This is a genomic window from Methylobacterium sp. PvP105, from assembly GCF_017876975.1.
GTDB classification, from domain to species: domain Bacteria; phylum Pseudomonadota; class Alphaproteobacteria; order Rhizobiales; family Beijerinckiaceae; genus Methylobacterium; species Methylobacterium radiotolerans.
This window is the reverse complement of record NZ_JAGIPA010000001.1, coordinates 4,480,513-4,493,188: the sequence shown is the minus strand read 5'-3', so window position 1 is coordinate 4,493,188 and position 12,676 is coordinate 4,480,513. Positions and strand designations below refer to the sequence as shown.

General features: G+C 67.3%; 10 protein-coding genes. All 10 read left to right on the top strand.

The window, feature by feature from the left end; translation table 11 throughout:
* Positions 1-387: 387 nt before the first annotated feature.
* The 10 genes from J3A75_RS22110 to J3A75_RS22065 all read left to right on the top strand — a co-directional run bounded on the left by J3A75_RS22110 (position 388) and on the right by J3A75_RS22065 (position 12,644).
* The gene (locus tag J3A75_RS22110) at positions 388-882 is read left to right on the top strand and encodes a cupin domain-containing protein (RefSeq protein WP_059408522.1); all 495 of its coding nucleotides are present in this window, start codon (positions 388-390) and stop codon (positions 880-882) included.
* Positions 883-1,159: 277 nt separating this feature from the next.
* Positions 1,160-1,369, top strand: a complete 210-nt coding sequence (locus tag J3A75_RS22105; RefSeq protein ID WP_059408523.1) for a molybdopterin-binding protein — start codon at positions 1,160-1,162, stop codon at positions 1,367-1,369.
* Positions 1,370-1,371: 2 nt separating this feature from the next.
* Complete coding sequence (locus J3A75_RS22100) at positions 1,372-1,881, top strand: hypothetical protein (RefSeq protein ID WP_209650751.1); 510 nt, start codon at positions 1,372-1,374, stop codon at positions 1,879-1,881.
* Positions 1,882-2,843: 962 nt separating this feature from the next.
* On the top strand, positions 2,844-3,476 hold the full coding sequence (locus J3A75_RS22095; RefSeq protein ID WP_012322182.1) for a tyrosine-type recombinase/integrase: 633 nt from the start codon (positions 2,844-2,846) through the stop codon (positions 3,474-3,476).
* Between the two features lie 821 nt (positions 3,477-4,297).
* Positions 4,298-5,689, top strand: coding sequence for a sodium:solute symporter family protein (locus J3A75_RS22090; RefSeq protein ID WP_012321635.1), 1,392 nt, complete (start codon positions 4,298-4,300; stop codon positions 5,687-5,689).
* A 60-nt stretch (positions 5,690-5,749) separates the two neighbouring features.
* Entirely contained in the window at positions 5,750-6,607 is an 858-nt protein-coding gene (locus J3A75_RS22085) for a helix-turn-helix transcriptional regulator (RefSeq protein ID WP_012321636.1), read from the top strand.
* Positions 6,608-6,735: 128 nt separating this feature from the next.
* Complete coding sequence (locus tag J3A75_RS22080; RefSeq protein ID WP_245372137.1) at positions 6,736-9,711, top strand: molybdopterin cofactor-binding domain-containing protein; 2,976 nt, start codon at positions 6,736-6,738, stop codon at positions 9,709-9,711.
* Positions 9,708-10,571 (top strand): FAD binding domain-containing protein, encoded by an 864-nt coding sequence (locus tag J3A75_RS22075; protein WP_012321638.1) that lies wholly within the window; start codon positions 9,708-9,710, stop codon positions 10,569-10,571. The genes J3A75_RS22080 and J3A75_RS22075 overlap by 4 nt, the downstream gene beginning before the upstream one ends.
* Complete coding sequence (locus J3A75_RS22070; RefSeq protein ID WP_012321639.1) at positions 10,559-11,092, top strand: (2Fe-2S)-binding protein; 534 nt, start codon at positions 10,559-10,561, stop codon at positions 11,090-11,092. Before J3A75_RS22075 ends, J3A75_RS22070 begins: the two co-directional genes overlap by 13 nt.
* Positions 11,085-12,644, top strand: coding sequence for an AMP-binding protein (locus tag J3A75_RS22065; RefSeq protein WP_059408544.1), 1,560 nt, complete (start codon positions 11,085-11,087; stop codon positions 12,642-12,644). Before J3A75_RS22070 ends, J3A75_RS22065 begins: the two co-directional genes overlap by 8 nt.
* The last annotated feature ends 32 nt before the right edge of the window (positions 12,645-12,676 follow it).

Here is a 12,676-nt window from a genome sequence, read left to right as displayed (position 1 = left end):
ATGGCGAGCGGCATTTGAGGCCGGGGCCTGAGGCTGTTTTACGTTCTCATGCGGCGAAGGGGGCGCCGAATGGCTGGGCTGGCTCGGAAGCGAGTGGGCGGCTTGGGGTGGATTTCTGCCTGACTGCTCTCGAGCGGATAAGCGAAGAAGCAGACATCGCCGTCGCACCCGATCCCGATACTTACAGCAACTGTAACGTCAAAACGTCGCTTTAGGGCACCGCGCTGGGCCCGTGCAGCGGTGGGATCGCTCTCTGAACTCGGCCGAACGCCTGGAGGGAGCGTGGCGGGGGAGAGCGAGTCGATGGCCCCGACACCGTCAGAGTGGCCAAAACTTGATTGTGCGCTAACTGGTCATCGAGTCCGTCGCGGACGGGGGGAACGATCCATGACTAAACGCCTTCGGACCATCGCCACCGGTCTCGCGGTCTTGATCGCCAGCACGGGCGCAGGCCTCGCGGAGGACCATGGAACGCACGGCGCGGTTACCCTGCCGGATGCCGCGAGCGCGGCCTATCAACCGGGACCGCCGAACCTACCGAAGGGCACGCAAATCAGCATGGTCTCGGGCGATCCGAGCAAGCCCGGCCCCTTTGTCCTGCGGGTGAAGTTTCCCGCCAACACGGTGATCGCGCCCCATACCCATTCCGAAGCCGAGACGCTGACGATCCTCTCGGGCTCGATCTATCACGAGCACGGCACGACCATCGACAGGGCGAAAGGCAAGGAGTTGCGCACGGGCGGCTTCGTGTTCCTGCCTAAGGATATGCCGCATTCGCTCTGGACCACCGAGCAGCCGGTAGAGCTTCAGGTGAATGGCTCTGGGCCCTTCGGGTTGAATTACATCAACCCCGCCGACGACCCGAGCAAGTCGGTTCAGTAGATCTGATCCGTCGTGGGGATGGCTCCTGCATGAGCGTGGCTGCTGCTTCGACAGCGACCACATCTTGGCACCGAGATGCCGTCAGTCGGAGCGGGAGCCATCCACCCCATCTGCTTTGATGCGGCCTGGCGCTGATGCGGACATTGCTGCCGCTGCCCTCTGTCCTTTGCTCGGTCCAAGTGGGCTGGCAGCGGATTGGCTCTGGGCTTGCCGTCATATCCAGACAGATATAGCGATAGGTTGGATTGCCATCAATCAGTAGGCTCTGAGGAACGAGATGAAGATATCCGCTCGTAACCGGCTCAAGGGTAAGATCGTCGAGATCACCAAAGGCGCAACAACCGCCCACGTGCGCATTGATGTCGGTAACGGTACGACGGTGACGTCCTCCATCACAAACGAAGCCGTTGACGAGCTAGATCTCAAGGTTGGCCAGGATGCCTATGCCGTTGTGAAGGCATCCGATGTCATGATCGCGGTCGACTAACGATGATCATCTCCCGCGCCATCCTCGCCGCCGGGCTCGTGGCCCTCTCAGTCAACACGGCCAGGGCTGAGGATGCCCCGGCCTGCGCGAGCTTCGCATGGTCGGTGGCGCGGGAGCGTGCCGCTTTCGGCGCGCCGGGCCTGCCCGCGCTCGCGTCCGGCTCAGCGCTATCGGGCAGTGTCGGCGCGGCGCAAATCGCCCTTAAGCCAGCCGCGGAAGTCGCGCTGCCGGTCCCATCCGAGAAGGAAGCAAAGCCCGAAACCTTTGCAGGCTTCGTGACCGCTACGGTGCCAGCCGTTGGGATGCATCAGGTGACGCTTTCGGACGAGGCCTGGATCGATGTCAGCCAAGATGGCCGCTCCACCATCAAGCCCTCGGCCCACAGCGGAAAGAAGGGCTGCCCAGAGGTGCGCAAGAGCGTTCGCTTCGCCCTGGACGCCGGTGCTGTGACGATCGAGATCAGCCGCGCGTCGAGCCCGCAGATCAAGCTCGACCTCCTAAACGCCGAGTAGCTGCACCCCTGCGCGGGGGATCCTCGGCGAGCCTACCTGGGTCGAAGAGTGAATGGCCGCTTTGCAGAAGCGCCGACTGCGGTTCTGGCGGCTGGATTGGGTCGCTATCGGAAGGACGGCTCAGGGTGGTTTACTGCCGTTCCGTTTCCGAGCAGCAGAGGCATCGGAACGGACGTACTCGTCCTGCACGCGTTCCACCCATCTGCGGCATCGGAGATGGACGCCGTCGATATCTGCTTGTCTTGGTCGAGCCGACGTTCAGGCCGCTCCGAGCCGTGCTGCCGCTCGCAACTCAATCCGAGCTGCGCTCCGGAAAACCAGAACCGGTTGAGTTATCAAGGCTTGCGGATGCTCGTCTGTCGATTGGCTGAACTTCTGCCCGATGTTTACCAAGCCATTCGATGTCCCGTGCAGCCTCGGAGTTAGGTTGCGTAGACGAGTTGATATGCAACCACAGAATGCATAACATCTGGGCATGCGCATTCTATCCGCCGTTGCCTTAGGCTCTGTGATGGCCTCAGCTGGGTCAGCCGTAGCCCTTGCCTCTGTCCTGTTTCCAGTGGAGCCAGCTCCCTTGGCCCCGCCGTGTACCGAACGTGCAGGGACCGTATATTGCGCGAACGGTTATGCGGGCTTTCGAGGCCCCTCAGGGAACCTCTGGATGGGCAGAGGTCGCCGAGGGACCGTGATCGTCAACATGGATGACAATCGGCAGGATCAAGAAGCACCCTGGCGCAAGCAAGATCGCGATAGTTCCACTAATCATCAGGAGTGGTGAGGCTCCCCAACTCCACGCCGAAGTTGCCGAACGGCGGACGAACGGCTGCTTTGGAGAAGCGCGGAGCGCGATCCGGGTAGCCGGGTTGGGTCGCAAGCGGAACGTCCGCATACGCCCCCATCTTCAGAGCCTTCGTTCGGGTGTCTCTTCGCCTCGTCGGCATGGGCCGGCGAGGAGACAGACGATGGGACACTCAGCACACGATCCGGCAACGAAGGGGCGGCCAGCCTGGAACGCTGGCCGCAAGCTCGGCGCCAAGCGCGCCCTCAAACCTCAGCAGGTTTGGGCCATCCGGTTCTGGCTCGACCGCGAACGGCGTACACGCGACCGGGCTATGTTCGACCTCGCCATCGACAGCAAGCTACGTGGCTGTGACATCGTCAAGCTTAAGATCGGCGACCTGATCAGCGGTGGTCGCGTCCGTAGCCGGGCCATCGTCATCCAGCGCAAGACCAGCCGGCCGGTCCAGTTCGAGCTGCTCGAACCTGCACGAACCAGCATTCTGACATGGCTGGAAGCCAGGGGTGGTACGCTCGACGACTATGCCTTCCCGAGTCGGCTCGACGGCGTCACGCACATCAGTACCCGGCAGTATGCGCGCCTAGTCGATGAGTGGGTCGCAGGCATCGGGCTGCGCAGCGAGGACTATGGCACCCACTCCCTGCGCCGCACGAAGGCGTCGTTGATCTACAAGCGGACCGGCAACCTACGGGCGGTTCAGATCCTGCTCGGCCATACCAAGATCGAGAGCACGGTCAGGTACCTCGGTGTTGACGTCGAGGATGCCCTGACCCTGGCCGAAGGAACTGAGATTTGAGCGCTCGGCCCCTCGGCTTCTGCGTCGAGGGGCTCCGAGACCAGCCCAGCAGCAATGCGCCCATTGCTGCCACTCGGCCGAACCGGGTAGCAACCTAAAAGCAGACGTTCTATCGGCAGCTGAGCGATGGCCTGGTTGTCGATGTATCCGACAGTGCATCGCCGTAGGGAGGCTTCGCAGGTGCCTTCACGAATATCGCTCCGATGCGCACAATCCCCCGGTGGACCTTTGACGACACCATCTTGAGGTCAGCCTTGCCCTCGCGCCGTCACCAACGGCCTACGCCCCTTCGTGCCCCAAGCTAAGCTGAGTTTGCTCAACTGCCGCGAAAGACCGCTATCGGGATGCGCCAACTCCGCCCGAGATGGCAGACATGGGTCGCGAGGAGTATGTTAGCTTTCTCGGCTAGCCAGCGACTCAATGGCTATCCCACGCAACGTCGATACAAATGCGCTCTGCTAACATGCCGACCCATTTCATCGTCAAATTTTGCAGGCAGTCGAGTACACAACGACCTATAACGTCTATTATTTCTGTAAAACCGATCTAATGTGAATCCAAATCAATATAAAGACGTTTCTTGACCTGCCGCACCCTGCTAAGGGTGCGCTTTATATTAATCATCGTGCTGAATCAGATAATCTGATGGCGCCGATCAAATCAGAATATTTGTCCGCTTCCTTCTCAAAATCTAATTTTCCCCGCAATGGCCGTTGCTTCTCGTTCGTGCGAGGAAAGCTGCGGCCTCGAATGATTTCGGAGGAAACATGCTGGGGTCCCTTGGCGCCCAGGCACTACGGCGTCGCCGTTAGGCCGCACCCATGCAGCCAAACTGGATCGTTCTCTCCCTGACCCTGGCCTACATGGCGGCGATGGGGCTGATCAGTTTCTCTGTGCGACGCCATGCGAGGAGCGCTGGAAGCTTTACCTCCGGCGGCACGCGCTATCCGGCGTTCCTGATCGGCTTTCTGCTGATGTCGGAATTCATCGGGACCGCCACGAGCGTCGGCACGACACAGACGGCCTACAGGGTCGGCGTGTCGGCCGCCTGGAACGTCCTCGCCCTCGCCGTCGGTTTCGTTCTCTACGCCATTCTCCTGGCGCCCCGCTTCAAGGAACTCGGCGAGAACACGATCTCCGGGGCGTTGGCCAAGGCCTACGGTCGCCCGACCAAGCTCGCGACCTCGGTCATCATGATCTTCGCGCTCCAGATCGTCGCGGTCTCGACCTATGCGGGCGGCGGTACGATCCTGGCGGGCCTCCTCAACGTCGACCGGACCAGCGCCATCGTCATCACGGGTATCGTCGCGACGCTTTATGTCAGTGTCGGGGGGATGCGCTCGGTTATCTATACGAACGTCCTGCATGCCGTCGTGAAGTATCTTGGCATCCTCGCGGCCGTGGCCTTCGGATTGTCTCAGGTCGGCGGCTTCGACAACCTGCGGGCCCACGTGCCCGAAGCGATGTTCGCGGTCGATACGGTCGGCTGGTCACAGATCTTCGCGTGGATGGTCGCCGGCATCGGCGCGGTCTTCTCGACGCAATACGTGATCCAGGCCATCAATACCGTGCAGGACGGGCGCACGGCGCGGCAGGCCAGCTTTTATTGTGCCTTCCTGCTCGTGCCGTTCGGCATCGGCGCTGCCCTGGTCGGTGTCTGCGCGGCGGCGCTGCTGCCGGGAATCCCCGCGATCCAGGCTTTGCCGGGCCTGATCGCCCGGATGGACGATCTTTTGGCCGCCATCGTGGTGGCGGGATTGGCGGGATCGCTGTTCGGCACGATCTCGGCCCTTAGCATCGGCGCTGCCACCCTACTGTTCAAGGATTTCTATCATCCCCGCCGTCGGAGCGAGGATGGGACGTCGTCCCTGCGGTTCGTCCGCAGCATGACGGTGCTCGTGGGCCTGATCCCGATTCCCCTGGCGATCTTCGCGCCGGATATCCTGAAGGTGACGTTCCTCGCGAAATCCCTGCGGGCGACCCTGGCGGTCTTGGTCATCTTTGCCTTCTACGCTCCGCGCTTCGGCACACCGCGGGCCGCCGTCGTCAGCATCCTGGTTTCCCTCGTCCTGACGATCGGCTGGTTCCTCGCCGGCGATCCCGGGGGAATCGACAACGCCTATGTGGCCCTCGTCATTCCCCTAGCGGTGATGGGTACAGCCGAACTCCGGAAGAGGACCACGCTCCGGAACGAACAGGTTGCGGCGCCCTGACGGGACGGGTGTCCCGGCGGCGATCTAGCTGCCCCCCGCGGACCATGCTAAATAGTGCAGATGTCCGAGGCTCTTGAGATCGCCCATGGCGCCTTCGGCCGCGTCGCGCTCCTCGACATGGACCGCAGCCTTGTCCGCCACGCGCACCCGCATTGCCACGTGCTCCTGAAGGTCGAGGGAGACGACACGCAGTTCCTCGTCGGTGATCAGGTTGTGGCGCTCACCGACGATCAGGCTGTCCTGATCAACGCCTGGGAGACCCACGCCTACCTGCACGATCCCCGGCGGGCCAAGGCGATGATCCTGGCCCTGTACATCGAGCCCAACTGGCTCGGCGCGTTCCGGCGGAATTGGGCTGCGAGCGGGGCGCCCGGTTTCTTCGGACAACCGTCGGGCGCCGTCACACCAACGATTCACCGGCTCGCCCACGACCTCGCCGCCGAGATGGTCTATGCACCGCTTTCCTCCCACATCCAGGACGAGTTACTGTCGAACCTGATGGTTGCCGTGATCGAGCGGTTCACGGCTTGGCGCGAGGAGCCCCTCTCCCTCCGTGCCGCCGCCCGGCGCAACGCTGGCGACTGGCGCATCCGACGCACCATCGCACGGGTGCGGGCAGAGCCAGGCGCCATGCTGGGCACCGAGGCGCTGGCACGCGAGGCGGGCCTCTCCCGCGCCCAGTTCTACCGCCTGTTCGAGCAATCCACCGGGGCCCCGCCTCATGTCTTCCTCAACGCGATCCGGATCGAACAGGCCGTCGAGGCCATCGTGAGCAGCGAGGAGCCCCTCACCGCGATCGGCATGCGCCTCGGCTTCGCCGCGCCCGCACATTTCTCGCGCTTCTTCCGGGACCACGTCAGCGTACCCCCGAGCATCTTCCGCGGTATCGTCCGGCGGGGCGGCCAGCCCACTGCCTGACGGCGCTGTCATCAAAGAATGAGACGTTTCGGTAAGTCGCGAGACGCCTCGGCATCGCTGCGCCCACACGGAGCCGCCATTCTCCCCGAGATATGGACCCCATCGAGAGGTCCGGCGGAGGAAGCGGCTTGGGCATCGTGTCAACGAGCTATGTCGGACGATCGGTCGAGCGCGTCGAGGACGCAGCCCTGCTCTCCGGGCTCGGGCGCTACATCGACGACCTCGGCATGCGGCCCGGCACGCTGCACGCGGCGATCCTGCGCTCGCCCCACGCCCATGCGGACATCCTTGGCTTCGATGTTCAGGCGGCCAAGGCGCTGCCCGGCGTCACCGCCGTGGTCACGGGCCGGGACCTCGACGCCGTCACGACCGGCCTCGTCCCGGCCTTGCGGGCGGTCGTCGATGCCCGCGCCATCGCGGTGGACCGGGTGCGTTATGTCGGCGAGCCCGTCGCCATCGTCGTCGCCCGAGACCGCTACCTCGCGGAGGACGGCTGCGACCTGATTGAGGTGCAGTACCGGGTGCGCCCCGCGGTGGTCGATCCGCTGGCGGCCCTCGCCCCCGACAGCGAGATCCTGCACGAGGGCGTCGGCGCCAATTGCGTCAGCGACCGACGCTTCCGCTACGGCGATCCCGAGGCGGCCTTCGCGGAGAGCCCGCGCAGCCTGTCCGTGACCGTGCGCTACCCGCGCAACACCGGCTCGCCGATGGAGACCTACGGCGTCGTCGCCTCCTACGATCCCACCGACGATTCCTACGACGTGCTCGCGAACTTCCAGGGGCCATTCAGCATCCATGCAGTGGTGGCCCGGGCGCTCAAGGTGCCGGGCAACCGCCTGCGCCTGCGCACGCCCCCCGATTCCGGCGGCAGCTTCGGGGTCAAGCAGGGCGTCGCGCCCTACGCCGTCCTGATCGCCGCCACGGCGCGCCTCGTGGGCCAGCCGGTGAAGTGGATCGAGGACCGGCTGGAGCACCTCTCGGCCTCCGTCTCCGCCACCAACCGGGTCACGACCCTCCGCGCCGCCTTCGAGGCGGACGGGCGCGTCACCGCCCTCGATTGGGACCAGATCGAGGATTGTGGCGCCTACCTGCGGGCGCCCGAACCCGCCACGCTCTACCGGATGCACGGCAACCTTACCGGCGCATACGCCATCCGCAATGTCGCCGTGCGCAACCGGGTGGTGCTGACCAACAAGACGCCGACCGGCCTCGTGCGCGGCTTCGGCGGGCCGCAGGTCTACTATCCGCTCGAACGGCTTATGCAGCGCATCGCGCTGACGCTGGGCCTAGAACCCTTCGCGGTGATCCGCCGGAATCTGATTCCGGCCGACGCCTTTCCCTATCGCACCGCGACCGGCGCCCTCTACGATTCCGGCGATTACCAGCGCGCCCTCGACGAAGCCGCCCGGGACGGCGGGCTCGATGAGCTGAAGCGGCGGCGGGACGCCGCCCGCGCCGAGGGCCGCCTCTATGGGATCGGCCTGACGGCGGCGGTCGAGCCCAGCGTCTCCAACATGGGCTACATCACCACCGTGCTGACGGCGGAGGAACGCGCCAAGGCGGGACCGAAGAACGGCGCGCAATCGACGGCCACCATCACCCTCGATCCCGTCGGCTCGGTGACGGTTCAGGTCGCCTCGGTGCCGCAAGGCCAGGGGCACCGGACGGTGCTGGCCCAGGTGGTGGCCGACGTGCTCGGCCTCCCGATGGAGCAGGTCCGCGTCACGGCCGACCTCGATACCGCCAAGGATGCGTGGTCGATCGCCTCCGGCAACTACGCGAGCCGCTTCGCCGCCGCCGTGGCGGGGGTCGCGCACCTCGCCGCCACCCGCCTGCGCGACAGGCTCGCGCGGATCGCGGCGGCGCAGCTGAACCTGCGCCCGGAGGATCTCGTCTTCGCGGGCGGGCGCATCGCCTCGCGGGTGAACCCGGATGCGGGTCTGCCCTTCGCGCGGGTCGCCGCCACGAGCCACTGGTCGCCCGGCCTCGTGCCCGAGGAGCTCGGCGCGGTGATCCGCGAGACGGTGTTCTGGACACCCCCGGAGCTGACGGCGCCGGACGCGGAGGACCACATCAACTCCTCCCTGTGCCACGGCTTCATCTTCGACATCTGCGGTTTGGAGATCGACCGGGTCACCGGCAAGATCGCCATCGACCGCTACGTCTCGATGCACGATTGCGGGCGCATCCTGCACCCCGGCATGGTCGAGGGGCAGGTGCGCGGCGGCTTCGCGCAGGCGCTCGGCGCGGCGGTCTACGAGGAACTCGCCTACGGCGACGACGGCGCCTTCCTGTCGGGCACCTTCGCTGACTACCTGCTGCCCACCGCGACCGAGGTGCCGGACCTGCGCATCCTGCACGTCGAGAGCCCGTCTCCCTTCACGCCGCTCGGCGCGAAGGGGGTCGGTGAGGGCAACTGCATGTCGACGCCGGTCTGCCTCGCCAACGCGGTGGCCGACGCCCTGGGCCTGGAAGCCATCGACCTGCCCCTGACGCCCGCCAAGCTCGCGGCCCTCGCGGCGGGCGGGGAGGAGCGGGGGCCCCCCTCCGGCCACGCCGCCCCGAAGCCCGCCGCCAAGGCGGGCGACCGCACCCTGCGCGGTGAGGGCTCGGCCGCCGTCACGGCTCCGCCGGAGACGGTGTGGGCGATGCTCCTCGACCCCGACGTGCTCGCCTCCGTCATCCCCGGTTCGCATGGGGTGCGGAAGCTCTCCGACACGCGGTTCCAGGCCGACGTCACGCTCGGCGTCGGCCCGGTGAAGGGCCGCTACAAGGCCGAGGTGATCCTCTCCGACCTCGACGAGCCCCGGGCGGTGACGCTCACCGGCACGGTGACGGGCGGCCTCGGCAGCGGTGGCGGCACCGGCCGCCTGACCCTGGAGCCCGACGGCACGGGGGGCACGCGGATCGCCTACGTCTACGAGGCGGCGGTGGGCGGCAAGGTCGCGGCGGTGGGCGGACGCCTCCTCGACGGGGCCGCGCGGGTGATCATCGGCGGGTTCTTCACGGCCCTCGCTCGGCGGGCCGGCGGGTCCGGCGTGCGCGGGCGCCGCCTTCCGGCCGCCCTGCGGTGGCTCCTCGCGCGCCTGGGAGTGTCCGCATGAAGCCCGCGCCCTTCGCCTATCTGCGCGCCACGTCCCTGGACGACGCCTTGGAAGCCTTGCACCAGCACGGCCCCGAGGCCCGGATCATCGCGGGCGGCCAGTCCCTGATGCCGATGCTCAACATGCGGCTCACGAAGCCCGCCGTGCTCGTCGACGTGATGCGCATCCCCGCCCTCAAGGAGCCCCGCCCCGACAAGGGCGCCCTCGTCATTCCGGCGGGCGTGCGGCAGGCGATCCTGCTCGACCGGCCGGGTCTCGCCCGGGACCTGCCGCTGCTGGCTGTTGCCCTGCCGTGGGTCGGGCACATCCAGACCCGGGCACGGGGGACGCTGTGCGGCTCCGTCGCCCATGCCGATCCGAGCGCGGAAATCCCCCTCTGCCTCGTGGCGCTCCAGGGCGAGATTCACCTGCGCAGCCGCCGGAAGGTCCGGCGCGTGGCGGCCGAGGACTTCTTCACCGGCATGATGGTCACCGACCGGGCCGACGACGAGATGATCGAGGCCATCGCCTATCCCCTGCGCCGGGAGGGCACCGGCACGGCCTTCGCCGAGGTGGGGCGTCGGCACGGCGACTACGCCATCGTCGCCTGCGCCGCCGTGGTGGACGGCACCCGGATGCGGCTCGCGGTCGGCGGCGTCGCCGACCGGCCCACCGCCCGCGACTTCCCCCACCTCGACGGGTCGGCGCTCGACGATGCCCTCAACGCCTTCGCCTGGGACCTCGGCGCGGGGGACGATCTCCACGGCACCGCCCGCTACCGCCGCGAGCTCGTGCGCAGCCTCGGCCGCCGGGTGCTGGAACAGGCCGTCAAGGTCGCCCGCGGCGACACCCATCAGGAGGCCGTGCCATGCCACAGCTAGACGCGAAGGGCCGTCACACGGTGGCCTTTACCCTCAACGGGCGCGAGACCACGGTCGAGGTCGAGACCCGCACCCTGCTGACCGACGCCCTGCGCCACGGGCTCGGGGCCACGGGCACGCATGTCGGCTGCGAGCACGGCGTCTGCGGCGCCTGCACGGTGTCCATCGACGGGGTTCCCGCCCGGGCCTGCCTGACGCTCGCCGTGGGGGTCGAGGGCTGCGCCGTGCGGACCGTCGAGGGTCTGGCTCCGGAGCCCGGCCGCCTCGGGGTGCTGCAGGCGGCGTTCCGGCGGCGGCACGCCCTGCAATGCGGCTTCTGCACCGCCGGCATCCTGATGTCGCTCGACGCCTATCTCGCCTTCCGGCCGAACCCCTCGCGCCGGGAGATCACGGAAGTGATCGGCGGCCATCTCTGCCGCTGCACCGGCTACGCGCCGATCATCGAGGCCGCCCTGGAGGCGGCTGCGGAACTCAGGGGCGACATCCCGGCCCCGTCATCCCCGGAGGCCGCCCATGCTTGATCTCGGCACCAGCTTCCTTGCGAGCGTCTCCCGCGATCCCCGCGCCCTGGCCCTCGTCGACGGGGAGACCCGGCTGAGCTACGCGGAGTGGTTCGGGGTCATCTCCGCAACCGTGGCCGGGCTCGACCGGCTCGGGCTGAAGCCCGGCGACCACCTCGTCACGGTCCTCCAGAACCGGCACGAGGCGGCGACCCTCCACTGGGCCTGCCAGTTCGCGGGCATCGTGATCACGCCGATCAACTGGCGGGCCAAGGCCGAGGAGATCGATTACGCGGTCGAGAACGCGCAGGCCCGCGCCATCGCCTACGAACCGGTCTCGGCCGGGAGCCTGCGAGACAGCGCGGCGTCGCAGCGAATCCCGCGCATCGCCGTCGGCACGCCACCCGGCCCCGGCGAGACGGCCTTCGCCGACCTCGCCGCCACCGAGGGGCCTCCGGTGACGCCCCGGGCCGACGCGGAGGCGATCTCGCTGATGCTCTACACCTCCGGCACCACCGCCAAGCCCAAGGGGGTCCCGCGGCGACACCGGGCGGAGCGCGCGGCGGCCGTGGCCCATGTGGCGCAAAACCTCTACGGGCGCGGCGAGCGCACCCTCGGCGTGATGCCGCTCTATCACACGATGGGGGTGCGCTCGCTCCTCGCCATGTCGCTGATCGGCGGGACCTTCGTCTGCCTCCCCCGGTTCGACGTGGCCGGCGCGCTGCGGCTGATCGCGGCCGAGCGGATCACCAACCTCTACCTCGTGCCGACCCTCTATCACGACCTCGTGCACCATCGGGATTTCCCGGCGACCGACACGACCTCCGTGCGCAAGCTCGGCTTCGCCGGAGCGCCGATGACGGACGGCCTGCTCGCCCGCCTGACCGAGGCGTTCCGGCCGGATCTGTTCGTCAATCATTACGGCTCGTCGGAGGTCTACACCTTTACGATCAACCACGAGGCGGCGGTGAAACCCGGTTCGGCCGGGCGGGCGGGCCTCAACACGATGGTGCGCGTCGTACCCATGGGGGGCGACCCAGGCCGAACCGCCGCGCCGGGCGAGGAGGGCGAGATCGCCGTCATCGCCAAGGGCGACGAAGCCTTCGAGGGCTACTGGCATCGCCCCGAAGCCGACGCGAAGGCCTTTCGTGATGGCTGGTACTTCACCGGCGATACCGGCTTCGCCGACGCCGATGGCGACCTCTACGTCACCGGCCGGGTGGACGACATGATCATCACCGGGGGCGAGAACGTTTCGCCCGTCGAGATCGAGAGCCGCCTCTCCTTGCATCCGGCCGTGTCCGAAGTCGCCGTTGTGGGCCTGCCCGACGAGCGCTGGGGTCGGATCGTCGCGGCCTTCATCAAGCGGAGCGGCAGCACCGACGAAGCGGCGCTCGATGCCCATTGCCGGGCGGGCGGCCTGCCGAGTCACAAGCTGCCGCGCCGGTACGTCTTCGTGGACGAGATCCCGAAATCGCCGGTCGGCAAGCTGCTGCGCCGCCAACTCGTGGCCGGCGAGTACGTCCTGGAAGGCGGGGCCGAGCCCCATGCCGAAGGTCACGAGGCTGCCTGACGGTCCCGCCCCCACTCCGAATCACAAGCGAG